Origin of the sequence: Enterovirga sp. CN4-39, from assembly GCF_049446235.1 — a bacterium.
Lineage (GTDB): Bacteria > Pseudomonadota > Alphaproteobacteria > Rhizobiales > Beijerinckiaceae > Enterovirga.
This window is the reverse complement of the sequence record NZ_JBMSEF010000002.1, coordinates 29,961-53,285: the sequence shown is the minus strand read 5'-3', so window position 1 is coordinate 53,285 and position 23,325 is coordinate 29,961. Positions and strand designations below refer to the sequence as shown.

Here is a 23,325-nt window from a genome sequence, read left to right as displayed (position 1 = left end):
GGATCAGGCGCTCTTGCGCCGGCGGCCAGAGCCCGCCGGCGGACGCTCGGGCTGGGAGGGACGACGCTGCCGCCCCAATCCCATGGACTTCGCGAGCTCCGAGCGCTGGCGAGCATAGCTCGGCGCAACCATCGGATAGTCGATCGGCAGGCCCCACTTCTCCCTATACTGCTCGGGCGTAAGGCCACGGCCATTGAGGTGGCGCTTCAGCGACTTGTAGCGCCGGCCATCCTCCAGGCTGATGATGTAGTCGTCTCCAATCGACTTCTTGATCGGCACCGGCGGGACGGGGCGCTCGGTCTGCTCGGGTGCAGCCGGCCGGGTGAGGCCGACCAGCGAGGCATGCACGGAGGCGATCAGCCCCGGAATGTCGCTTTTCTGGACTGCATTGTGAGCCACGTAAGCTGCGACGACGTCCGCCGTGAGCTCAACGTAATTGAGCTCCGTGGCGGGTGCGGTATCGGTCATTTTGGAAGTACTTCCGTCTTGATTTGCCCCTCGCGCACGACATGGACCCGCGCAAGTTGAGTGTCAAGATGATTGAGTAGTCGAACAGGCGTCTATCCAGGGGACGTTGTTCTGGTTCAGAGTACCTAGCCCGAGCTAACTAACCCATTTTAGGCGAGAGCACCAACGCAGAATGGCCCGAAATACGCCAGCCCAGCTCTGAAGTTACCTTTGGTGTACCTTGCCCACCATAGCTGAGCGACTCGCTCGACCAGACAATCTGCCAATCCGCTCCGGTTGGCGGGGCAAGCAGAGGCTCCGCGATGCTACGCCGGACGAGGTCCTGACCCAAGTTGACCAGCAGCAGCCGGTCGCCCTCGGGATGGAAGAACCGGAGCGCAAAAGCCGCCGGGCCGATCACGGCCCCATCCACTCCACCCCGTGCCTGGGCGGAGAAGGCCGGCTCGGAGCGCCGAAGCGCCAGGAGATCCTTGTGCAGCGCGAGCGTCTGGCCGTGCTTCTCGCATTCGGACCAATCGAGCTTGCTCCTCAGGAACGTATCCACCGCCCCGGGATCGGCGAGGTTCGAGCGGACCGCCTCGTCGTCCCCCACTCCCGGAAACTGGGATATGAATTCCGCCCGCCCGTCCCGCACCAGCCCCGCAAGCTCGGGATGGTGGTCTGCGAAGTAGAGGAACGGTGACGAGGCCCAGAATTCCTGGCCCTGGAACAGCATCGGCGTGCCGGGCAGGAGCAGGACCAGCGCCGTCATGGCGCGGGCCTGGCCCGGATGAGACAAGGCGTGGAAGCGAAGACCGGACGCCGAATTCGCGACTTGGTCATGGTTCTGGATGAAATTCACGAAAGCTGACGGGTCCAGGTCCAGTCCGGGCGTTCCGCGGTTCTTGCCCTGGTGGAAGTAGAACTGGCCCTGGAACAGGTAGCCGTATTTCGCTGCCGAAATGAATTCCTGCGGCGAGCCGTCGTGATCCTCGTAATAGGCCTCGGCACGCCCGATCAGCGCGACCAGGGCCGAATGATGCAGATCGTCGTTCCACAACGCATCCAGGCCGTAGCCTCCATCGTCCGGATGGCGGACCAGGAGCGTCTCCTGCGGCTCGTTCTCGCCGACGAGGATGATTGCGCGGTGCCCGGCAGCCTTGCGGCAGGTCTCCGCGATCTCCCGGAGGATGTGCCGGTCCGAGGAATCGAAGATGCTCTGCGTCGCGTCGAGGCGGAGCCCGTCGAAGTGGAATTCCTCGATCCAGTAGGCGGCGTTCGCGAGAAAGAAGGCGCGGACCTCGGCGCTGTCCGGACCATCGAAGTTGATCGCTTCGCCCCACTCGGTTTCGTACCGGTCGCTGAAGTAGCGCGGCGAGAAGCAGGACAGGTAATTCCCGTCCGGACCAAGGTGATTGTACACCACATCGTGGATCACCCCGATCCCGTGCCGGTGCGCCGCGTCGATGAAGGCCTTCAGGTCGTCCGGCCGGCCATAGAGGCGGGTGGGCGCAAATAGCGCGACGCCGTCATAGCCCCAGCCGAAGCGGCCCGCGAATTCGGCCACCGGCATCATCTCGATGACCGTGACGCCGATATCCTTCAGGTGCGGCAGTTTCTCGATCGCGGCTCGCCAAGTCCCCTCGGGCGTGAAGGTGCCGACATGCAGCTCGTACACGACCTGTCCGTCGATCCGGATGCCCGGCCAGTCGTCGTCCGTCCACCTGAACGCCTCGGGATCCATGATCTCCGAGGGCCCGTGCGGCCCGTCCGGCTGGAAACGGGATGCGGGGTCGGGGTAGAGCCGCTTGTCGTCGTCGAGCCGGTAGCCGTAGCGCGCGCCGGCCCGCATGCCCGGCACGAATCCGGCGAAATAGCCGCCCTCCTCCGGCTCGAGCTCGTGGCGCTCGCCCGCGATCTCGACGGCGACGCGCCGACGCGCCGGCGCCCAGACCCGGAAAGAGGCTCCCTCCGGGGAAAAATCGGCCCCGAGGGGCAGCTTCCAGCGTGTTTTGGAAGCGCCGTCGCACCCCTTGCCCATGGGCATCCGACACTCCCCCGCATGCGCTGCGGGCTTTGAACCGCCGCCCTACCAGTGCGGTTCCAGGCCGGCGGAACAACCCTGCGGCTGGGGACTTCCGCATTGCATTCGAAAGCAGGCGATCCAGGGAGAGGTCATGCCGGCCAATACGTGGTGGAAGAACGGCATCGTCTACCAGATCTACCCCCGGTCCTTTCAGGACTCGAACGGCGACGGCGTCGGCGACCTCAGAGGCATCGCGTCCAGGCTCGACTATCTCGTCGACCTCGGGATCAACGCGGTCTGGATCTCGCCGATCTTCCCCTCCCCCATGGCGGATTTCGGCTACGACGTGTCCGATTACTGCGGCATCCACCCGCTCTTCGGCAGCATGGAGGATTTCGACCACCTCATCGCGGAGGTGCATCGGCGCGGGTTGAAGCTGATCCTGGATTTCGTGCCGAACCACAGTTCGGACCGGCATCCCTGGTTCAAGGAGAGCCGATCCTCGCGCAACAATCCGAAACGCGACTGGTACATCTGGCGCGACCCGAAGCCCGACGGCTCGCCGCCCAACAACTGGGTGTCGAATTTCGGCGGGAGCGCCTGGCAGTTCGACGAGGCGACGGGCCAATACTACTACCACGCCTTCCTGAAGGAGCAGCCGGACCTGAACTGGCGCAATCCGGAGCTCCGCCAGGCCATGCACAACGTGCTGCGCTTCTGGCTCGACAAGGGCGTCGACGGGTTCCGGGTCGACGTGATCTGGCACCTGATCAAGGACGCGCAATTCCGCGACAATCCGCGCAACCCGGCCTGGCATCCCGACCGGCCGGAGATCGAGAGCCTTCTCCAGGTCCATTCCAACGACCAGGAGGAGGTGCACGACGTCATCGCCGGGATGCGGCGCATCCTCGACGAATACAAGGACCGGGTGCTGATCGGAGAGATCTACCTGCCGACCGACCGGCTGGTGACCTATTACGGGAAGGACCTGTCCGGCGCCCATCTTCCCTTCAACTTCCAGCTCATCCAGGCCGCCTGGAACGCCCGCGCCATTTCCCATCTCGTCAACGAATACGAAGCGGCGCTGCCCGAGGGCGCCTGGCCGAACTGGGTGCTGGGCAACCATGACCAGCCGCGCATCGCGGCCCGGATCGGGGCCGAGCAGGCGCGCGTCGCCGCAATGCTGCTCCTGACCCTGCGGGGGACGCCGACGATGTATTACGGCGACGAGATCGGCCTGCCTCGGGTCGAGATTCCACCGAACCGCGTTCAGGACCCCTGGGAGAAGAACGAGCCGGGGCTCGGCTTCGGGCGCGACCCGGCCCGGACTCCCATGCAGTGGGATGGCTCCACATTCGCCGGCTTCAGCACCGTTCAGCCCTGGCTTCCGCTCGGCCCCGACCACGAGCACGACAATGTGGAGGCCTTGTCCCGAGACTCGGGCTCGATCCTGTCGCTCTACCGGCAGCTGATCCGCCTGCGGCGCAGCACTCCGGAACTGGCGATCGGCGACTACCACCCGATCCCGACGGAGAGCCCAGCCTTCGCGTTCCTGCGGACCTATGGGGAAGGCCGAAGGGTGGTCGTCCTCAACGTTTCGGGGGAACCAACCGCGGCCAAGCTGGTTTCCGTGCCGGATGGGCTCCGTGTGAAGCTGTCGACGTACCTCGACCGGGTAGGTGAGGCGGTTGGCGTGAATGTTGCGCTGCGCCCAAACGAGGGGCTCGTCCTGGGCTAGGTCGTTTCTTCAGTTTGCATTTCCTTAATTGTGCGATGCAGTACTGAGGGCCCGGTCGGGTAGCGATTCAACTTGCCCGAGGCCATATAGGCCTAGGTGTCGTGAGGGCGGACAGGCGGCATGGAAGCGCGGGTGATAGCCGAAGAGGATCGCCTGGGCGAATTGCCTGCGGAGCTGAAGGACCCCGGTGGATCCAGCGCCGCAGGGCCGGTCCAGCGGATTCTCTACGTCACGTCCGAGATGACGGACTACGTGAAGGCGGGCGGGCTCGGCGACGTGTCCGCGGCACTGCCGCGCAGCCTCGGCCAGCTCCACGACGTCCGCGTCCTCATCCCCGGCTACCGTCAGGTGCTCGCGGTCGAAGAGGACATACCGGTCGTGGCGCGACTTCCGGCCGCACATGGCCTGCCTGCCTGCGAGCTGGGCAGGATCGATTGCGCCGACGGCCTCACGGTCTACGTGATCCTCTGCCCGGAGCTCTACGACCGCGAAGGGTCGCCCTATGGCGACGAGAGCGGCACCGACTGGGCCGACAACGACATCCGCTTCGCACGGCTGGGGCTTGCGGCCGCGCAGATCGCCGCAGGGGTCCGGGATCTCGACTGGACACCGAGCCTCCTCCATCTCAACGACTGGCCATCGGCACTCGGCTCGGCCTACGTGGCCTGGGCCGGCATGACGACGCCCAGTGTCCTGACCATCCACAATCTGGCGTATCAGGGCCTGTTCGAGCCGAGCCGCCTGCGCAGCCTCGGCGTGCCCGATTCCGCCTTCGGGGTCGAAGGTGTCGAATTCTACGGCAAGTTGTCCTTCCTGAAGGCAGGCATCGTCTACGCCTCGCACGTCACGACGGTGTCGGAGACCTATGCCCGCGAGATCACGACGCCGGAATACGGCTGCGGCCTCGACGGCCTCCTGCGGAAGCTGGATGGCGAGGGCCGCCTCACGGGCATCCTGAACGGCATCGACGAATCCTGGGACCCGCGGACGGACAGCCACCTCGAAAGCCCGTTCGCCCCGAACGACTTCAAGGGCAAGAAGGCCAATGCCGACGAGGTCCGGCGCGACTTCGGCCTCGCCGTGTCGCGCGGGCCGCTCTTCGCGGTCGTGTCGCGGCTGGTGCACCAGAAGGGCGTCGACCTCACGATCGAATCCACGGAGACGATCGTCCGGCAAGGCGGGCAGGTGGTCGTGACCGGCCGCGGCGAGGATCGCTTCGAGCGCGCCATGGAGCGGCTCGCCTCGCGCTATCCCGGCCAGGTGGGCGTGCGGATCGGCTTCGAGGAGCCGATGGCGCGCCGCATGTTCGCCGGCAGCGACTTCCTGCTGATGCCGTCCCGGTTCGAGCCCTGTGGGCTGAGCCAGATGTATGCCCAGCGCATGGGATCGCTTCCGATCGCCCGCGCGACAGGCGGGCTCGCGGATACGATCAAGGACGGCGTGACCGGGTTCCTGTTCCGGGACCCCTCCCTCGGCGCGATGCTGAGCGCGATCTATCGGGCGGTCGATGCGTTCGGCTCGCGGCGCAAGCTCAACGCCATGCGGCGCGCGGCGATGTCCGAACCCTATGGTTGGACGCGCTCGGCGGCCGGCTACAGCAGCGTCTACGACCGCGCCCTGGCGGGCCCGGCCCCGTAGGGCCGCGGCCAAACGGGACGGCTGCGCGCCGTCCCGGCCGATTCAGACGAGCTTCGCCAGTAGCACGAGGCCCGCGAGCGCGACGCCCCCGCCGGCCGCCTGCGCGAGACGCGGTGTCGCGAGGCGAGCGACGCCCAGCGAGGCCCCGACCCCTACGGCATGCAGGAAGGCCGTGGCTGCCAGGAAGCCGGCCGCGTAGCCGAAGGCGCTCGTCTCGGCCGGCATCTCGGCGCCGTGGGCATGGCCGTGGAAGATCGCGAAGCCACCGACGAGCAGCGCTGCGAGGGCGGTCGGCATGCCGAGCCGGAGCGCGATCGCTGCGCCGAAGGCGAAGACCGAGAGCGCGATGGCGATTTCGACGAACGGCAGCTCCACCCCGGCCATGCCGAGCGCTCCGCCCGCAATCATCATCAGGAGGAAGGCGAGCGGCAGCGCCCAGATCGCCCGGCCGCCGATCTGGCCGGCGAGGAGGCCCACCGCCACCATGGCGAGCATGTGGTCGAGCCCTCCCAGCGGGTGCGAGAGCCCGGCCCCGAACCCGAAGGCCTCGCCATGGCCCGGATGCGCGAGGGCCGGGGTCGTCCCTGCGACCAGGCCGAGAACTGCCCAGAGGGCTTTGCGCGACATTCCCGTGATCTCCGCTTAGGCCGCCGCGGCCAGCCCGCCGGCGTGTTCGATGAAGTTCGCGACGACGTCCACCCCGACGCCGCCCCGGATATTGGTGAAGACGTAGGGGCGCTGGCCGCGCATGCGGCGCGTGTCGGCTTCCATGATGCCGAGATCGGCGCCGACGAGCGGCGCGAGGTCGATCTTGTTCACGACCAGGAGGTCGGAGCGCGTGATGCCCGGGCCGCCCTTGCGCGGGATCTTCTCGCCGCCCGCGACGTCGATGACGTAGATCGTGATGTCGGCGAGCTCCGGCGAGAAGGTCGCCGCGAGGTTGTCGCCGCCCGACTCGATCAGCACGACGTCGAGGCGGGGGAACCTGCGGCGCATCTCCGCCACCGCGGCCAGGTTGATCGAGGCGTCCTCGCGGATCGCCGTGTGCGGGCAGCCGCCGGTCTCGACCCCCATGATCCGCTCCGATTCGAGCGCGCCCGCCACGGTGAGGATACGGGCATCCTCCTTCGTGTAGATGTCGTTGGTGATCGCGCAGATGTCGTAGCGGTCGCGGAAGGTCTTGCAGAGCGCCTCCATCAGGGCCGTCTTGCCCGACCCGACCGGGCCGCCGATCCCGACCCGCAGGGGCCCGTGGGCTGAAAAGCTCATGAACGGAACAGCCTCGTATATTGCGTCTCGTGCCTGAATGAGCCGAGATCGGCCCGGAAGGTCGCCGAGCCGACATCGTCGAGGCCGAGCGTCAGGGTCTCGTCGGCCAGCGCGCTCAGCGCAGGCACCAATCGGGCCAACACCCGCTGCCCGGACGTCTGGCCGATCGGCGCGAGGCGGATCGCGGCCGAGACCAGGTTCTGCGCCAGCGCGACCAGGTAGGCTTTTGCCGTCGCCGCGAGATCGATGCCGTGACAGGCGGAAGCGAGCCCGAGCGCGACCGGCAGGGCTACCTCGTCGAGATCGCCGGCGAGAGCTCCGAGCCGCTCATGCGGCCAGGCCGCCCCGACCGCATCCAGGAAGCTCCTGCCCTGCTGCGCCGTCTCGAGCCGGAACTCGGCCGATCCCGCCATGGCGAGAGCGAGCTCGTTCGCGGCGTCCAGGCCGGCTCGGCTGCCGCTTGCCGCGGCCCGGTATGCGGCGCAGAGCAGGATGGCGTCGTTACGGCCGAAGCCGTCATGGAGGATATCGGAGAGCCAGCTCTCGAGGCTGGCCTCGTCGCGAAGATCCCCCGCCTCCACGGCCCATTCGAGGCCGTGGGAATAGGCGTAGGCCCCGACCGGGAAGCTCGGCGACAGCCAGCAGAGCAGCGGGAGAAACCCCGCCTCAGCCATGGCGGTGGGCGTGACCGTGATCGTGCTTGTGGCCGCCCTCGTGCTCATGCCCGTGATGGTGGTCGCCACCGCCGTGGTGGTGCCCGCAGCCGCAGGCCGCGCCATGCTCGTGCGAATGGCCGTGCCCTGCATGAGAGTGGTCGTGATGGGCATGATCGTGGCCGTGTGCGTGATCGCCATGGCCGTGATCATGGCCGCAATCCGGACCGTGCTCGTGATAGGCGCCGCGCTCCGGCCGGAAGGGCCGCTCGACGAGCGTCGCGGTCGCGCCGAGGCCGCGCACCATCTCCATCAGGACATGGTCATGCGTGATGTAGATCGCGTCGGCCGTGATCTCGGCCGGCACGTGCCGGTTGCCGATATGCCAGGCGACCTTCATCAGCCGCAGCGGGTTGTCGGTCCGGACCTCGACCAGCTTTTCCGGAGCCGCCTTGATCTGCACCAGGCGTCCGTCCTCGAGCTTCACGGCATCGCCGTCGTCGAGCACGACCGCCTTGTCGAGGTCCAGCAGGAAGGACAATCCGCCCTCGCCCGTGAGGGCGACACGCCGCCGATGGCGCGCCTCGTGGTCGAGGGTGAGCGTGTCGGCCACGCGCTCCGGCTTCACGGCAGGGCGGCGGACGACGGAGGTGGCGCGTAACATCTCGAAACCTTGCTGTCCCGGGGTCAATCTAGCGGGTCTTCCGAGGCGGGTCGACGCCGAAGGCCGGCTAGGCGAGCCCGCCGCGCTCGGACAGGAGTTGCGCGATCGAGGCCCGCAGTTCGGCCATGCCGAAGCCCGTGCGGCTGGAGGTCGGCTGCACCACCGGGAAAGCGGCCGGCCGCCGCTTGATCGCGGCCTCGATTTCCGCGATCCGCTTCTCGAGCGCGTCGGCCGTCAGCTCGTCCGTCTTCGTGAGCACGATCTGGTAGGACACGGCGGCCGTATCGAGCCCATCCAGCACGGCCGTGTCGTTGGCCTTGAGGCCATGCCGGGAATCGGTGAGCACGTAGACGCGGGCCAGATTGGCCCGCCCGCGCAGATAGGCGTGGATCGTCTTCGTCCAGGCCTCGACCTTCTCCTTGCCGGCGGCCGCGAAGCCGTAGCCCGGCATGTCGATCAGCCGAAGCTTCCCGCCGATGTCGAAGAAGTTGAGCTCCTGCGTCCGCCCGGGCGTGTGCGAGGTGCGAGCCAGCGTCTTGCGGCCGGTCAGGCCGTTGACGAGGCTGGACTTCCCGACATTCGAGCGCCCCGCGAAGGCGATCTCGACGCCCTGCATGGGTGGCAGGTTGTCGATCCGCGACGCCGCCCAGATGAAATCCGCCGCGCCGGCGAACAGCTTCCGGCCGGCCTCGGTGAAGTCTGTGTCGGTCTGCTCTGTCATTTCGTCATTCCGGGACCCGCCGGCTCGGCGGAGCCGATCGGCGGGAACCCGGAACCCACGGCGGGGCTCCGGAGCACGAGGGCGGGTTCCGGATCACGCTCCGCGCGTCCGGAACGACGGCACGCTACCCTTTCGCGGGGGCGGACTTGCGGTTGAACAACGCGCGCAGGTTGTCCCACAGCTCGATCTTCACGCCGTTGCGCTTCATGATGATGCCCTGCTGCAGCACGGAGAGCGCGTTGTTCCAGGCCCAGTAGATGACGAGGCCCGCCGGGAAGCTCGCCAGCATGAAGGTGAAGATCACCGGCATCCAGGAGAACATCGCCTTCTGCACCGGGTCCGGCGGCTCCGGATTCATCTTCATCTGCAGGAACATCGTGATGCCCATGATGATGGGCCACACGCCGATATGCAGGAACTCCGGAACCGTGAACGGCAGGAGGCCGAAGAGGTTGAAGAGCGAGGTCGGGTCCGGCGCCGCAAGATCGCGGATCCAGCCGAAGAACGGCGCGTGCCGCATCTCGATGGTGACGAACAGCACCTTGTAGAGCGCGAAGAACACCGGAATCTGGATCAGGATCGGCCAGCAGCCGGCGACCGGATTGATCTTCTCGCGCTTGTAGAGCGCCATCATCTCCTGCTGCTGCTTGACGCGGTCGTCCTTGAAGCGCTCGCGGATGGAGAGCATCTCGGGCTGCACCGCCTTCATCTTCGCCATGGAGACATAGCTCCGGTTGGCGAGCGGGACGAAGAACAGCTTCAGGATCAGGGTCACCAGCAGGATCGAGACGCCGAAATTGCCGAAGAGCCGGAAGAAGAAGTCCAGCGCTTTGAACATCGGCTTGGTGATGAAGTAGAACCAGCCCCAATCGATCAGGAGGTCGAACTGCTTGATGCCGAGCGTGCGCTCATAGGCGTCGACGGCCGACACCTCCTTCGCACCGGCGAAGAGATGCTGCGTGGCCTGGGTCGATTCGCCGGGCGCGAGGGTCTTCCCGTCGGACAGCGAATTGGCCTGGTAGATGAAGCCCGAACCTTCCTGGCGGGACGTGAAGCTGCCCTGGAAGGGCTGGTTCTGGTCCGGGATGACCGTCGCGGCCCAGTACTTGTCCGTGATGCCGAGGAAGCCCCCGGTCACCCCTTCCCAGACCTTGCCGCGCGTCGTCTGGGCCAGGATGAACGGCTCCTTGTCGAGCGCCGCATAGCCCCATTCCTGGAGGCCGTTATTGCCGAGGACGCCGATCAGGCCCTCGTGGAGCACGTAATAGCCCTGGGTCGGCGGCTTACCGTGCCGGGAGACGAGCGAGTACGGATAAAGCGTGACGGGCGCCGAGCCCTTGTTCTCGACCGAGTCCTGGACGGTGAACATGAACTTGTCGTCCACCGAGATGACCCGCTTGAACACGAGGCCTGCGCCGTTGTCCCAGGTCAGCGTGACCGGGCGGGCGGGCGTCAGGGTCTGGGCGTCGGCGGTCCAGAGCACATCCTGGCTGGGGGCGCCGGGCCCGACCCAGCCGAATTCCGCGTAATACGGATGCGGGCTGCCGGACGGCGACAGCAGGACGATCCGGGGCGAATTCGGATTGACGGTCTCGTGGTAGTTCTTGAGCAGGACGTCGTCGATGCGGCCGCCCTTCAGCGAGATGGAGCCCGCGAGGGACGGCGTGTCGAGGGAAATCCGCGGCGCGCGCGCAAGCGCGGCCTCGCGGGTCTCGACGCCCGCCACGCCGGGCGCGCTCGGGATCGTCGAGGGGGCGGGCGTCGAAGGCTGCCCTCCCTGCGGCGACGGGCTCGGGATGTGGCTCTGGCCGGGCGCGGTCTGGGCGGTGGTCGCAGGCGGCCGCTGCCGCTCGACCATCGGCACGCCATAGAAGTAGTTCCAGCCGATCAGGACGACGATCGACAGGGCTATGGCGAGCAGCAGATTCTTGTTGTCTTCACGCATGATCGTCAGGTCTGCCCGGGGGCGGCCTCTTTCGCGGGGTTCGTCGCATGATCGCGGTCGCGCGCCGGCGCCTTCGGTCGCGTCACGGCCTTGAGGCCGCGGGACAGATCCTCGATCAATGTTGCGTAGGGGGCGGCGAGCGTATCACGCCGGCCGATCACGACGACGTCGACGGGCTCGCCCGAATAGGGCTGCCCGGCCTCGGCTATGGCGCTGCGGAGCCGGCGGCGGATGCGGTTGCGCTCGGTCGCATGGCCGACGCGCTTAGTCACGGTGAACCCGACGCGGAGGCCGGACCCGGCCTCACCCTCGGGGCGGCGGCGCCCCTGGAGGCTCATCCGCTCGGTATGGAATCGGCGGCCGGAGGCCGCCGCCAGGAATTCGGGCCGCTTCGTGAGGCGCTCCAGCGCCGCATCACGCCGGGTGCGCACCCACGCGGCCCCCGGTATCAGGCCGAGAGGCGCTTGCGCCCGCGGGCGCGCCGCGCCGCGATGACCTTGCGGCCGCCGACCGTCGCCATGCGGGCCCGGAAGCCGTGCCGACGCTTGCGGACGAGCTTCGACGGTTGATAGGTCCTCTTCACGTGTCATCTCCGGTCGCGTGTCCGGGTGGGCTCCCGACCGCTATGTGGTGTTGCGACTGTGTCCGAAAAGACGGGCGGGGCGCCGCAAGGGCACCCTCTGCTCGCCGGGGCTTATGCGGAGGATCGGCTCCGATGTCAATGTGAGGGGTCGGACCGGATGGCAGCCATGCAGGCCGGGCGCCTGCCGGGCGGGAAGCCTGGGACGGCGACCCGGCGCCAGAGCGCATTCGACGGAGGGTGGGGAAGAAGGTGGTGCCGCAAGAGGGATTCGAACCCCCGACCCCCTCATTACGAATGAGGTGCTCTACCAGCTGAGCTATTGCGGCGCACCGGCACCTCTTAATCGCTCAGGCGGCCCGAGCGCAAGGTCAACGATCAGCCTTGTCGCGCGACGACGTCGCGGGCGAGGCGCAAGGCCGCGTCCGCCGCGGGAGCGACGACGACGAGCGCCGTAAGGACGCCGCCGGCCATCCGGGTCAGCACGGCCGCATGGGCGGCCCGGGATCCGTCCTGCCGCGAGAGGTGGAGCGCGAAGCCGCGCCACGTGCCTTCCCGCAGAGGTTCGGCTTCGGCCGCGATCTTCGGCCGCGGGACGGTTGCGCGCGCCTTCTGGCGTGGCTTGCCTTCCAGGAGAGCCCTGGCCAAGCGCTGCGGCTCGCCGGCTTCCCGGGCCAGGCGCTCGGCGACCGAGCCGCGGGCCCGGAACAACCCGATCGCGCCCGGGGGCGAGCAGGATGGGGCGAAGCAGCCCGCGATTGCGACGGGCTCGATGCCGCCCTCGGACACCCAGGCATCCACGGGCAGGCGCACCCAGGGCTGCGAGATGTCGAGACCGGGCACGTCAGGTGGGAAGGCGACGGAGGATGTCAGGTCGAGATCGACGCAGCCGGCGAGCCCGAGGCCGCAGATCGCGGCCGCGAGACCGGCCAGGCGGCGCCGGATCACGCCTCGGCTCCTCGCGCGCCGCCGCCGGCCCGGTGCTCCGACAGCGCCTTCCAGGATCCCTGGCAGGAGGCGACGAGCCGCCGCCCCGAGCGCAGGAGGCCGCGCATGAAGACCATGCTCCGGGTGCGCTGGACCACCTCGCCCTCGAGCTCGACGAAGGATCCGATCCTTCCCGCGCCGACGAACTGCATCTCGAAGCTCGTCGTCACGAGAGGGCGCCCGGCCGCGTCCCAAGCCAGGATCCCGAGCCCGCGATCGGCGAAGGTCATCAACATGCCGCCCTGGACGACGCCGACGAGGTTGGCGTGGCGCGGCTCGGCCAGGAAGCCGAAGCGTTTCTCCGCCCCTTCGCCCCGCGCCCAGATGGGACCGACCAGGCCGATGAAGCCTTCCTCCTCGGCCGAGGTCCAGCCGGCCTGGCGAAGGCTGTCCGGCGTCTCTGGGGGCCGGGGCGAATGCGGTGATGTCATCGGGGGGAGGGCAAGGGTGCGCGGAGACAAGAAAAAGCCCGGCCGAAGCCGGGCTCGCGAAGGCGGCGCGGCGCCGCCGGATTACTGGACGAGGCGGGGGCCGGTCGCCTGGATGTTCTCGTTCTCGCCGAGGATGCCGAGCCGGCGCGCGACCTCCGAATACGCCTCGATGAGGCCGCCGAGATCGCGGCGGAACCGGTCCTTGTCGAGCTTGTCCTGGCTCTTGATGTCCCAGAGCCGGCAGGAATCGGGAGAGATCTCGTCGGCCACGACGATCCGCATCATGTCGCCCTCCCAGAGGCGCCCCGCCTCCATCTTGAAGTCGACGAGCCGGATGCCGACGCCGAGGAAGAGCCCGGACAGGAAGTCGTTCACCCGGATGGCGAGCGCCATGATGTCGTCGATCTCCTGCGGCGTGGCCCAGCCGAAGGCGGTGATGTGCTCCTCCGACACCATCGGGTCGTTGAGGGCGTCGTTCTTGTAGTAGAACTCGATGATCGAGCGCGGGAGCTGCGTGCCCTCCTCGAGGCCGAGCCGCTGCGCGAGCGAGCCGGCCGCGACGTTGCGCACCACCACCTCGAGCGGGATGATCTCGACCTCGCGGATCAGCTGCTCGCGCATGTTGAGCCGCCGGATGAAATGCGTCGGCACCCCGATATCGTTGAGGTGCTGGAAGACATATTCCGAGATGCGGTTGTTGAGGACACCTTTCCCGTCGATCACCTCGTGCTTCTTGGCATTGAACGCGGTCGCGTCGTCCTTGAAGTGCTGGATCAGCGTGCCCGGCTCGGGACCCTCGTAGAGGACCTTCGCCTTGCCCTCGTATATGCGACGGCGGCGGTTCATGGGCGTGTACCGTGGTTTGAGGAAATCCATGGGGGCCGGGGCTCCTGACGGGACGATCGGTCCGCGGCTGCGCGCGCGGCCAGCAACATGACGTTGCCGACCGGCCACTCGCAGGTCCGGAATCTAGACGATCAACTGGCTGCGCACAACGCGCTGCGCCCGCTCGCCCACTTCTATGGTGATCGAAAGCGGCTTATCCAAGGCTGGCGAAAGCTTGGCAGGAGCTACATATAGCGGCGACAGCTCAAGTGAGGAGGACACGACCCGTATGGCTCAGTTCGACGATCGGCGCGACGCGTTCGAAAAGAAGTTCGCCCATGACGAGGAGCTTCGCTTCAAGGCGACGGCCCGTCGCAATAAGCTTCTCGGGCATTGGGCCGCAAGCCGGCTCGGCAAGTCCGGCGCCGAGGCCGAGGAATACGCGAAGTCGGTGGTCCTGGCGGATTTCGAGGAAGCCGGCGACGACGACGTGATCCGCAAGGTCAAGGCCGATCTGGAGCAGGGCGGCCATCCGGCCTCCGAGTCCGACATCCGGGCCAAGCTCAACGACTTCCTGTCGGAGGCCGTGGCGGAGATCCAGGCCGGCCGCTGACCGCGAGCGGCTTGACTCACGGGCGGCCGTCGCGTTCTCCCGCCCCTGATCCCGGACGATGCCGGGACAGGGAGGAAAACCGATGGCGTCACCCGTCCAGGCGCTTGCCGCAGGCCTGACCGGCACCAGGCCGGTCTTCACCGCCTGGTGCGGGCTGCCAGAACCCTCCATCGCGGGCTATCTCGCGCGGGAGGCCGGGATCGATGCCGTCGTGCTCGACATGCAGCATGGTGTGATCGATTTCCTGAACGCGACCCGCGCCATCCCGCTGGTGGCGGCGTCCGGCAAGCCCGCGATCCCCCGCATCCCGGTCGGCGAGTTCGCGACCGCCTCGCGGCTCCTGGATGCGGGCGCTGCCGGCATCATCGCCCCCATGATCAACACGGTCGAGGATGCCAGGCGCCTTGCCGCCTTCATCAAGTTCCCGCCCCTCGGCGAGCGCAGCTGGGGCCCGCATCCGGCCCTGACCCTCACGGGGCTGCAGCCCGCGGATTATTTCGGGACCGCCAACAGCTTCCTGCGCTCCTTCGCAATGATCGAGACGCGCGAGGCACTCGACCGGATCGACGACATCCTGGCCGTGGACGGGATCGACGCCGTGTTCATCGGCCCGTCCGACCTCTCGATCGGCCTCTCCCGCGGCGCGGCCCTGGACCCGAACGGGGCCAAGGTGAACACCGCAATCGACCACGCCCTCGCGCGGGCGAAGGCGGCCGGCAAGGCGGCCGGCATCTATGCGCCCAACGGCGAACGCGCCGCCGATTTCGCGAAGCGCGGCTTCCATCTGGTGTCCGTCGCGAGCGACATCGGGTTCCTCCGGGCCGGCGCGGCCGCCATGATGAAGGCCGCGACGGCCTGAGGCGGGTACCCCCTTGCCGCGGGGAGATCGTCCCGCGGCTTGACGCGCCCGGGTCGTCCGTCCAGCGTCCCGGGCGATTGTGACACGTGAAAGGAGCAGATTGCCGATGCGATCTGTGATCGCCGCCGCTTCCGCGGCCTTCCTGGCCCTTGCGGCCCCCTCCCCGGCCCGGGCCTTCCTCGATTCCGGGCCGGTAGCTGATTTCTTCAACGAGTTTCGCGAGCAGGCGATCCCGCGCCAGACCGTGCGCTACACGGGGGGCGAGAAGCCCGGGACGATCGTGGTCTCCACGGGCCAGCGCCGGCTCTATTACGTGCTCCCGGGGGGCCGCGCGATCCGCTACGGCGTCGGGGTCGGCCGCCAGGGATTTTCCTGGTCGGGCATGAAGACCGTCACGATGAAGAAGGAATGGCCGTCCTGGCGGCCGCCGAGCCAGATGCTGAAGCGCCGCCCGGACCTGCCGCGCTACATGGCAGGCGGGCAGGACAATCCCTTGGGCGCACGCGCGCTCTATCTCGGGTCCAGCCTCTATCGCATCCATGGGTCGAACGAGGCCGAGACGATCGGGTCGGCCGTCTCGTCCGGCTGCATCCGCATGACGAACCGGGACGTCGTCGATCTTTACGATCGCGTCCGGATCGGCACGAAGGTGGTCGTGAAAGGCTGAACCTGCCGGCGGCCGCCCCGCGCCTTGCAAGGGACGCAATCAGCTGGAAACCTTGGCCGTATATCCTGGTACTGTTCGGGCGAGAGCTGGAACCAGGCTATACCCAGAGCATTGGCTCACTCAGCCGGAAGGCGGGGCGGGGCGGACCCGCCTGCGGCTTGAACGATGAAGGTCGGAACGGAAGGACCACGATGACAAGTTCGCTTCGCAAGTGCCTCGGTGCCAGCGCCCTCGGCGCGGCGCTCCTCGCAGGCAGCATGATGTCCGCGCAGGCCGCACCGGCTCCGGCGGATCGCCTCGCCCAGGCTGCCGCGCAGGCGCAGAGCCAAGCCTATCCCGGCGAGAGCTTCACGCAGGGCAAGATCTATTACGGCCGTCCCGGCCGCGGCGGATATCGCGGCGGCTATTACGGACGCGGCTATTACGGGCGCGGCTACGGGTATCGCCGCGGCTATGGCGGCGGCGGAGTTGCGGCCGGCGTGGTCGGCGGCCTCGCGCTCGGTGCGCTGGCCGGCGCGGCGATCGCGAATTCGCAGCCGGCACCCGGCTATGTCGGCCCCGGCACTCCGGTCGGAAACGTCTACGGGGCGGACCCGAACTGGGTGAATTATTGCGCGAGCAAGTATCGCTCGTTCGATCCCCGCACGGGCACCTACCTGGCGAACGACGGATACCGGTATCCCTGCCAGTAAGACGCAAGAACTGCGAATGGGCCCCTCGGGGCCCATTTTCGTTTCTCCGGCGCGGAGGCGCGATTCCGCGACAGGCGCCGCGCCTGGCCTGCGAGGATCGGACCGGAAGGAGCCGAGATGATCGACCATGTCGGCTTCCGGGTCACGGATCTGGGCGCGGCGCGCCGCTTCTACGATGCCGCGATGGCACCGCTCGGCCTCCGGGTCATCGACAATACCGCGACCTCCTTCCTCATCGCCCGCAGCGGCGACGAGCCGGCCCCCTTCATCTGGGTCGGGACAGAGAAGCCGAGCTTCTGGATGCCGGGCCACAGCACCGCCGCCGCCCCGATCCATCTGGCTTTCACGGCGAGCAGCCGTGCCGCCGTCGATGCCTTCCACGAGGCGGCCCTGGCCGCAGGCGGACGGAACAATGGCGTGCCCGGGCCGCGTGGCCCGGAGGGAATGGGCTATTACGCCGCCTACGTGCTCGACCCGGATGGCAACAACGTCGAAGCCGGAATTCGCGCGGCCGCGAATGCGTCTCCAGCGGGATGAGGAGTCGGCGGCACTGGCACCGCGCCCGAAGATGTCGCTGCTCGCGGCCGATGGGCGCCAAGGGAGCGCGACGGGTACTTTCGCGCCTATTTTCGATTTTCTGGTATCCTACACGTGATCGGGCGGCCTTGAACTTGCCTTCGAAGCTCTGCGTACTAGCTGGAGCGTAGGTCGGACAGGATGGCCAAGTTGGACAGCACCCCGCATGCGGGCGGCGGCGCGGCGCGCGCATCCCGCTCGGGGCCGGCTGTTCGCCCGAGCGAGGCCCAGCCGGCGCGCTCGCGCGGCTGGGTCTGGGGAATGCTCCTCGTGCTCGCCCTTGCCGGAGGCGGTGTCTGGTACTGGCAGCGAGGCAATGCGGCAGCCCCTCGACAGCAGGATGCGGCGGGCCAGCGCGCGCAGCCGGCCGGCATCCCGGTGGAGGTCGCGGCCGCCCGCAAGACGGACCTGCCGATCTATCTGGACGGGCTCGGCACCGTGCAGGCCTTCAACACGGTGCTCGTGCGATCGCGCGTCGACGGCGAGCTGGTGAAGATCGCCTTCCAGGAAGGCCAGATGGTCAAGCAGGGCGACCTGATCGCCCAGATCGATCCGAGGCCCTATCAGGCGGCGCTCGACCAGGCCCGGGCGAAGAAGCAGCAATCCGAGGCGAACCTCGTCAGCAACAAGAACGACCTGGACCGGACGCGCCAGCTCGCCGGCCGCGGCTTCGCCCCCCAGCAACAGCTCGACCAGCAGACCTCGACGGTCGGCTCGACCACGGCCCAGATCGCCATGGACCAGGCCGCCATCGAGAATGCCGAGCTCCAGCTCGGCTTCACGACGATCCGGGCGCCCATCTCGGGCCGTACGGGCGTGCGGCTCGTCGACCAGGGCAACATCGTGCGCGCGTCCGACCAGGCCGGCATCGTCGAGATCGCCCAGATCGATCCGATCTCCGTCCTCTTCACGGCACCCGAGCAGCAGCTCCCAGGGATCGCCCGCGCCATGGGGCGGGGGCCCGTCAAGGTGATCGCCCTGTCGAGCGATGCGCGCGAGAGCCTCGCGCAGGGGACCCTCAACCTCATCAACAACCAGGTCGATCCGGCGAGCGGGACGGTGCGCCTCAAGGCCGTGTTCGAGAATGCGGACGAGCGGCTCTGGCCGGGCCTCTCCGTCAATACGCGCCTCCTCGTCCGGACGCTGCGCGACGTCGTCACGGTGCCGGAGGACGCGATCCAGCGGGGCCCCGACGAGCTCTTCGTCTTCGTCGCGAAGGACGACGGCACGGTCGAGAAGCGGGGCGTGAAGGTCGGGCCATTCAGCGAAAGGCAGGCCGTGATCGAGGAGGGGCTCGCGTCCGGCGAGCGCGTGGTGACGCTCGGGCAGTCGCGCCTCCAGCCCGGCAGCCGCATCCAGGTCGTCACGCCGCAGGCGCAGCGCACCGCGCATGGCGGGGCCGCGACCGCTCCGGCTCCAGCCGCGGCGCGCTGACATGCGCACCAACATCTCGGCCCTCTTCATCCGGTTTCCGATCGGGACGTCGCTCCTGATGGTGGCGTTCCTGTTCCTGGGGGTCGCGGCCTTCCCGAACCTCTCCGTCGCGCCCCTGCCCCAGGTCGATTTTCCGACCGTCCAGGTCACGGCCAACCTGCCTGGCGCCTCGCCCGAGACGATGGCGACCTCCGTCGCCCAGCCGCTCGAGCGCCAGTTCGCCCAGATCCCGGGCATCCAGCTGATGACCTCCACGTCCTTCCTCGGGACGACGCAGATCACCGTGCAGTTCGAGCTCGGCCGCAATGTCGATGCGGGTGCGCAGGACATCCAGGCGGCCATCAACGCGGCGGGAGGCGAGCTGCCGCAGGACATGCCGAGCCCGCCCTTCTACCGGAAGGTGAACCCGGCCGACCCGCCCATCATGATCATCGGCGTGACCTCCGACACGCTGCCCCTGATCGAGGTCAACGAATACGCCGATGCCCGGCTCGGGCGGCAGATCTCGCAGCTTTCCGGAATCGGGCAGGTCTTCATTGGCGGCGAGCAGAAACAGGCCATCCGGGTCCAGATCGACCCCGCCAAGCTGGTGGCCAAGAACCTGCAGCTCGACGACATCCGCCAGCAGCTCGCGCTCACGACCGTGAACATGCCGAAGGGCACGCTCGACGGCGACCGCCGCTCCTTCGCCATCTACGCCAACGACCAGCTCACCGAGGCGGAGAAGTGGAACGACGTCATCGTCGCCTACCGGGCGGGGGCGCCGGTGCGGGTCCGCGACATCGGCCAGGCCGTCGCGGGGCCGGAGGACATCAAGCGCGCCGCCTGGGTCGGGCAGAAGCGCGGGGTCTATCTCGTCATCTTCAAGCAGCCGGGCGCCAACGTGATCGAGACCGTCGAGCGCGTGAAGGCCGAGCTGCCGCGCCTCCAGGCCTCGATCCCGCCCTCGGTCGAGATCTCGGTGGTGAGCGACCGCACCCAGACGATCCGGGCCTCGGTGCACGAGGTGGAGCTGACGCTGCTGCTCACGATCGGCCTCGTCGTGCTCGTGATCTTCCTGTTCCTGCGCAGCTTCTGGGCGACCGTGATCCCCAGCGTGACGGTGCCGATCGCGCTCGCCGGCACGGTCGCCCTGATGTGGGCGGCGGGCTACAGCCTCAACAACCTGTCCCTGATGGCCGTCATCATCGCCGTGACCTTCGTGGTCGACGACGCGATCGTGATGCTCGAGAACATCGTCCGCCATGTCGAGGAGGGCGAGCGGCCGATGGAGGCCGCCTTCAAGGGCGCGGCCGAGATCGGCTTCACCATCGTGTCCATCTCGATCTCGCTGATCGCCGTCTTCATCCCCCTTCTCTTCATGGGCGGGATCATCGGGCGCCTGTTCCGCGAGTTCGCTGTGACGGTGTCCATGATGGTGGCCGTCTCCGCCCTGGTCGCGCTGACCCTCACGCCCATGATGGCCTCGCGGCTGCTCAAGGCCCGGGAGGAGGAGCATCACGGCGCCCTCTATCTCTGGCTCGAGCGGGCCTTCGCCAGGATCGAGGGCGCCTATGAGCGCAGCCTCGACGTCGCCCTGCGCCATCGCTTCGTGACGCTGCTCGTCTTCCTCGGCACGATCGCGCTGACGGGCTCGCTCTTCGTCGCGATCCCGAAAGGCTTCTTCCCGCAGCAGGATACCGGCCTGCTGATCGGCAACGCGGAGGCCGCGCAGGACGTCTCCTTCGCCGAGATGACGCGCCGCCAGGAGGCGATGCTCGACATCTTCGCCCGCGATCCGGCCGTTGCGAACTTTTCCGCCCAGATCGGCGGCAACAATGCCGGCAATGTCGGCCGCATCTTCGTGACGCTCAAGCCACACGCGGAACGCGACGTCACCGTCTACCAGGTCATCGAGCGGCTGCGCCCCCAGCTCGAGACCATCCCCGGCATCCGGGTCTTCCTCCAGGCTGCGCAGGACATCAATGTGGGAGGGCGCTCCTCCCGCACGCAGTTCCAGTACACGCTCCAGGACGCGGATTCGGACAACCTGACCGAGTGGTCGCCCCGCATGCTGGAGGCGATGCGGCGCCTGCCCGAGCTGCGCGACGTAGCCAGCGACCAGCAGAATGGCGGCGGCGTCCTGCGCCTCACCATCGATCGCGACCAGGCCTCCCGCTACGGCATCACGCCACAACTCATCGACCAGACGCTCTACAGCGCCTTCGGGCAGCGCCAGGCCGCGCAGATCTTCACGCAGGTCGACACCTACAAGGTGATCCTCGAGATCCTGCCCGGGCTCCAGGGCCAGACGGAGACGCTGCAGCGCCTCTACGTGAAGTCACCGATCACGGGCCAGCAGGTGCCGCTCGCCGCGATCGCGAGCTGGACGACCCGCGGCGTCGTTCCGCTATCGGTCAGCCACCAGGGCCAGTTCCCGGCCGTGACGATCTCCTTCAACCTAGCGCCCGGCGTTTCGCTCGGCCAGGCCACGGACGCCATCCAGCGCGTCGCGCGCGAGATGCGGCTGCCCGCCTCCATGCAGGGCCGCTTCCAGGGGAACGCGCAGGAATTCCAGAAGTCGCTCGCGACCGTCCCGCTCCTCGTCCTTGCGGCCGTGATCGCCGTCTACCTGATCCTCGGCATCCTGTATGAGAGCCTCATCCACCCGCTGACGATCCTCTCGACCCTGCCCTCGGCCGGGCTCGGCGCGCTGATCGCCCTGAAGGTCGGCGGGTTCGACTTCAGCCTGATCGCCCTGATCGGCGTGATCCTCCTCATCGGCATCGTGAAAAAGAACGGCATCATGCTCGTCGACTTCGCGATCGTGGCCGAGCGAGACGGGAAGCTCGAGCCCGAGGAGGCGATCCGGAAGGCGGCCGTGCTGCGCTTCCGGCCCATCATGATGACGACGCTGGCGGCGATCTTCGGCGGCATCCCGCTGATGATCGGCTTCGGGGCCGGGGCCGAGATCCGCCAGCCCCTCGGCTACGCCATGGTGGGCGGCCTCGTGGTCAGCCAGGCGCTGACGCTCTACACGACGCCCATCGTCTACATCTATCTCGACCACCTCTCGTCCTGGCTCGGCAGCTTCCGCCGCGGCCGGGGCGCCGATCGTCGCCAGGCCGCCGCGGCGCCCGCCGAGTAGCCCTCAGGCCCGTGCCGCAGCACGCCGCTCCCGGCGCTCCCACCAGAGCAGGTACAGCCCCGACGCGATCACGATGGCGGCCCCGACCAGCGTCCAGCCGTCCGGCACGTCGCCGAACACCAGGTAGCCGAGGATCCCCATCCAGAGGAGCTGCGTGTAGATGAAGGGCGACAGCACGGGCGCCGGCGCCCGCGCATGCGCGAGGACGAGCAGCCAGTGCCCCGCCGCCGCCGTCACGCCGATCCCGATCATCAGCGCCCAATGCAGCAGATCCGGCGGCGTGCTCCAGACGAAAGGCAGGATCGGCGTCATGATCAGCACGCCCACCATCCCCGAATAGAAGACGGTCGTGGAACTCCGGTCGTGCGCCGCCAGGGTCCGGGTCACGATCGCGTAAAGCGCATAGAGCACCGTGCTCGCGACCGTCAGGAAGGCCGCCGGATGCAGGGCGCCCGAGAGCGGGCGGGTCACCACCAGGACGCCGAGGAAGCCCACGCCGATCGCCGCGAGGCGGCGAGGTCCCGCCCATTCGCCCAGGAACGGGCCTGCCATCAGGGCCACCAGCAGCGGCATGGCGAACTGGATCGCCATGGAGGTCGTGAGCTGCAGGTGCTGGAGCGCGAAGAAGTTCAGGACCGTGCAGCCCACCAGGATCGCCGACCGCAGGATCTGCAGCCCGAGGCGGTTGCTGCGGGCGATGCCCGGAACAGTGATCGGGTTCAGGAAGGCGGAGACGACGACCACGTTGAAGGCGTAGCGCGCCCAGGCCGTCATCATCGGGTCGAGCGTCCGGTTCAGCCATTTCGCGCTCGCATCGCAGAGCGAGAAGCACACGACGCCCACGCACATCAGGAGGATGCCGCCGAGCCGCGAGCCCTGCGGCAAGGCCGGCCGCTCCGCGCCCTTCTCCTTCATGCCGGCCGCCGCCGGAGCGGGACCGGGCCTTTTCTCAAGCGTGACCGGCTGGCGCGATGGCCGAGGCCTCCACGATCGAGATGGTGGCGATTGCGGTCGCGGTCGGGATCTCCTCGGCGCCCGTGACGCAGACTACGTCGGCCGCCACCACGGAGGCGAGCCGCCCCGCCCGGACCACGCGTGCGCGGCAGACGAGCCGCTCGCCCTTGGCGGGGCCGAAGAGATTGAGCCGGTAATCGGTCTGCAGGCAGGCCTCGCCGTCGTCGAGCCGGGTCGCGGCCGCGATCCGGGCGCCCTGCTCCACCAGGATGGCCGTGATCTCCTCGTGGAAGCAGCCCTCCTCCTCCAGCAGTTCCGGGCGACAGCCGACGGAAATCGTCGCCCCGCCGGGCTCCAGGACGGACAGGTCAGCGCCCATGAGCGCCATGACGGTCTCGCCGGCCACCCGCTCCCGGATGGCGCGAAGGCGATGCTGAAGGGGCGAGACGTCGCTCATGGGGGAAGTCTTAGCAAGGCGC

Annotated in this window: 24 protein-coding genes and 1 tRNA gene; 9 read left to right on the top strand and 16 right to left on the bottom strand. The window is 68.2% G+C overall.

Annotation, left to right across the window (positions count from 1 at the left end; genetic code table 11):
- Window positions 1-3 precede the first annotated feature (3 nt).
- Together ACO2SS_RS03950 and treZ are read right to left on the bottom strand one after the other, a co-directional pair.
- Window positions 4-468, bottom strand: a complete 465-nt coding sequence (locus tag ACO2SS_RS03950) for a MucR family transcriptional regulator (protein WP_423276288.1) — start codon at window positions 466-468, stop codon at window positions 4-6.
- A gap of 139 nt (window positions 469-607) precedes the next feature.
- Window positions 608-2,494: a malto-oligosyltrehalose trehalohydrolase gene (treZ, locus tag ACO2SS_RS03945; RefSeq protein WP_423276287.1), complete on the bottom strand. Its 1,887-nt coding sequence runs from the start codon at window positions 2,492-2,494 to the stop codon at window positions 608-610.
- Between the two features lie 130 nt (window positions 2,495-2,624).
- Between treZ and ACO2SS_RS03940 the strand changes: the two genes are divergently transcribed.
- Window positions 2,625-4,211: an alpha-amylase family glycosyl hydrolase gene (locus ACO2SS_RS03940; protein WP_423276286.1), complete on the top strand. Its 1,587-nt coding sequence runs from the start codon at window positions 2,625-2,627 to the stop codon at window positions 4,209-4,211.
- Between the two features lie 120 nt (window positions 4,212-4,331).
- A complete protein-coding gene (gene glgA / locus ACO2SS_RS03935; protein WP_423276285.1) occupies window positions 4,332-5,849 on the top strand; it encodes a glycogen synthase GlgA in 1,518 nt (505 codons plus the stop codon).
- Window positions 5,850-5,891: 42 nt separating this feature from the next.
- Here glgA and ACO2SS_RS03930 read toward each other — a convergent pair whose 3' ends face one another.
- The 12 genes from ACO2SS_RS03930 to purC form a co-directional block, all read right to left on the bottom strand.
- Window positions 5,892-6,476, bottom strand: a complete 585-nt coding sequence (locus tag ACO2SS_RS03930; protein WP_423276284.1) for a HupE/UreJ family protein — start codon at window positions 6,474-6,476, stop codon at window positions 5,892-5,894.
- Window positions 6,477-6,491: 15 nt separating this feature from the next.
- Complete coding sequence (ureG, locus tag ACO2SS_RS03925; RefSeq protein ID WP_423276283.1) at window positions 6,492-7,118, bottom strand: urease accessory protein UreG; 627 nt, start codon at window positions 7,116-7,118, stop codon at window positions 6,492-6,494.
- A complete protein-coding gene (locus ACO2SS_RS03920; protein ID WP_423276282.1) occupies window positions 7,115-7,840 on the bottom strand; it encodes an urease accessory protein UreF in 726 nt (241 codons plus the stop codon). Before ACO2SS_RS03920 ends, ureG begins: the two co-directional genes overlap by 4 nt.
- Complete coding sequence (locus ACO2SS_RS03915) at window positions 7,785-8,435, bottom strand: urease accessory protein UreE (RefSeq protein ID WP_423276281.1); 651 nt, start codon at window positions 8,433-8,435, stop codon at window positions 7,785-7,787. The genes ACO2SS_RS03920 and ACO2SS_RS03915 overlap by 56 nt, the downstream gene beginning before the upstream one ends.
- 67 nt (window positions 8,436-8,502) lie before the next feature.
- Window positions 8,503-9,156: a ribosome biogenesis GTP-binding protein YihA/YsxC gene (gene yihA / locus ACO2SS_RS03910; protein ID WP_423276280.1), complete on the bottom strand. Its 654-nt coding sequence runs from the start codon at window positions 9,154-9,156 to the stop codon at window positions 8,503-8,505.
- 124 nt (window positions 9,157-9,280) lie between these two features.
- The gene (gene yidC / locus ACO2SS_RS03905) at window positions 9,281-11,101 is read right to left on the bottom strand and encodes a membrane protein insertase YidC (protein WP_423276279.1); all 1,821 of its coding nucleotides are present in this window, start codon (window positions 11,099-11,101) and stop codon (window positions 9,281-9,283) included.
- A 5-nt stretch (window positions 11,102-11,106) separates the two neighbouring features.
- Window positions 11,107-11,532: a ribonuclease P protein component gene (gene rnpA, locus ACO2SS_RS03900; protein WP_423276278.1), complete on the bottom strand. Its 426-nt coding sequence runs from the start codon at window positions 11,530-11,532 to the stop codon at window positions 11,107-11,109.
- A 17-nt stretch (window positions 11,533-11,549) separates the two neighbouring features.
- The gene (gene rpmH, locus ACO2SS_RS03895) at window positions 11,550-11,684 is read right to left on the bottom strand and encodes a 50S ribosomal protein L34 (protein ID WP_010300405.1); all 135 of its coding nucleotides are present in this window, start codon (window positions 11,682-11,684) and stop codon (window positions 11,550-11,552) included.
- A 250-nt stretch (window positions 11,685-11,934) separates the two neighbouring features.
- A tRNA-Thr gene (locus ACO2SS_RS03890) sits at window positions 11,935-12,010 on the bottom strand.
- Window positions 12,011-12,059: 49 nt separating this feature from the next.
- Entirely contained in the window at window positions 12,060-12,629 is a 570-nt protein-coding gene (locus ACO2SS_RS03885) for a hypothetical protein (RefSeq protein WP_423276277.1), read from the bottom strand.
- On the bottom strand, window positions 12,626-13,099 hold the full coding sequence (locus ACO2SS_RS03880) for a PaaI family thioesterase (protein WP_423276276.1): 474 nt from the start codon (window positions 13,097-13,099) through the stop codon (window positions 12,626-12,628). The genes ACO2SS_RS03885 and ACO2SS_RS03880 overlap by 4 nt, the downstream gene beginning before the upstream one ends.
- Before the next feature lie 81 nt (window positions 13,100-13,180).
- Complete coding sequence (gene purC, locus ACO2SS_RS03875; protein WP_423276275.1) at window positions 13,181-13,975, bottom strand: phosphoribosylaminoimidazolesuccinocarboxamide synthase; 795 nt, start codon at window positions 13,973-13,975, stop codon at window positions 13,181-13,183.
- 238 nt (window positions 13,976-14,213) lie between these two features.
- On the opposite strand from purC, the gene ACO2SS_RS03870 reads away from it, so the two are divergent.
- The 7 genes from ACO2SS_RS03870 (at window position 14,214) to ACO2SS_RS03840 (ending at window position 21,892) form a co-directional block, all read left to right on the top strand.
- On the top strand, window positions 14,214-14,537 hold the full coding sequence (locus ACO2SS_RS03870; protein ID WP_423276274.1) for a DUF1476 domain-containing protein: 324 nt from the start codon (window positions 14,214-14,216) through the stop codon (window positions 14,535-14,537).
- 82 nt (window positions 14,538-14,619) lie between these two features.
- Complete coding sequence (locus ACO2SS_RS03865; protein ID WP_423276273.1) at window positions 14,620-15,396, top strand: HpcH/HpaI aldolase family protein; 777 nt, start codon at window positions 14,620-14,622, stop codon at window positions 15,394-15,396.
- A 106-nt stretch (window positions 15,397-15,502) separates the two neighbouring features.
- Entirely contained in the window at window positions 15,503-16,063 is a 561-nt protein-coding gene (locus ACO2SS_RS03860) for a L,D-transpeptidase (protein ID WP_423276272.1), read from the top strand.
- Between the two features lie 191 nt (window positions 16,064-16,254).
- Window positions 16,255-16,755, top strand: a complete 501-nt coding sequence (locus ACO2SS_RS03855; protein WP_423276271.1) for a BA14K family protein — start codon at window positions 16,255-16,257, stop codon at window positions 16,753-16,755.
- 117 nt (window positions 16,756-16,872) lie between these two features.
- Complete coding sequence (locus ACO2SS_RS03850) at window positions 16,873-17,292, top strand: VOC family protein (protein WP_423276270.1); 420 nt, start codon at window positions 16,873-16,875, stop codon at window positions 17,290-17,292.
- Between the two features lie 300 nt (window positions 17,293-17,592).
- Window positions 17,593-18,765 carry an efflux RND transporter periplasmic adaptor subunit gene (locus ACO2SS_RS03845; protein ID WP_423276787.1) on the top strand — a complete coding sequence of 391 codons (1,173 nt, stop codon included), beginning with the start codon at window positions 17,593-17,595 and terminating at the stop codon, window positions 18,763-18,765.
- Between the two features lies 1 nt (window position 18,766).
- A complete protein-coding gene (locus ACO2SS_RS03840; RefSeq protein WP_423276268.1) occupies window positions 18,767-21,892 on the top strand; it encodes an efflux RND transporter permease subunit in 3,126 nt (1,041 codons plus the stop codon).
- Between the two features lie 3 nt (window positions 21,893-21,895).
- Here the strand turns inward: ACO2SS_RS03840 and ACO2SS_RS03835 are convergent, their stop codons facing one another.
- Window positions 21,896-22,807 (bottom strand): DMT family transporter, encoded by a 912-nt coding sequence (locus tag ACO2SS_RS03835; protein ID WP_423276267.1) that lies wholly within the window; start codon window positions 22,805-22,807, stop codon window positions 21,896-21,898.
- 34 nt (window positions 22,808-22,841) lie between these two features.
- A complete protein-coding gene (locus tag ACO2SS_RS03830; protein WP_423276266.1) occupies window positions 22,842-23,303 on the bottom strand; it encodes a PaaI family thioesterase in 462 nt (153 codons plus the stop codon).
- Window positions 23,304-23,325: the final 22 nt, after the last annotated feature.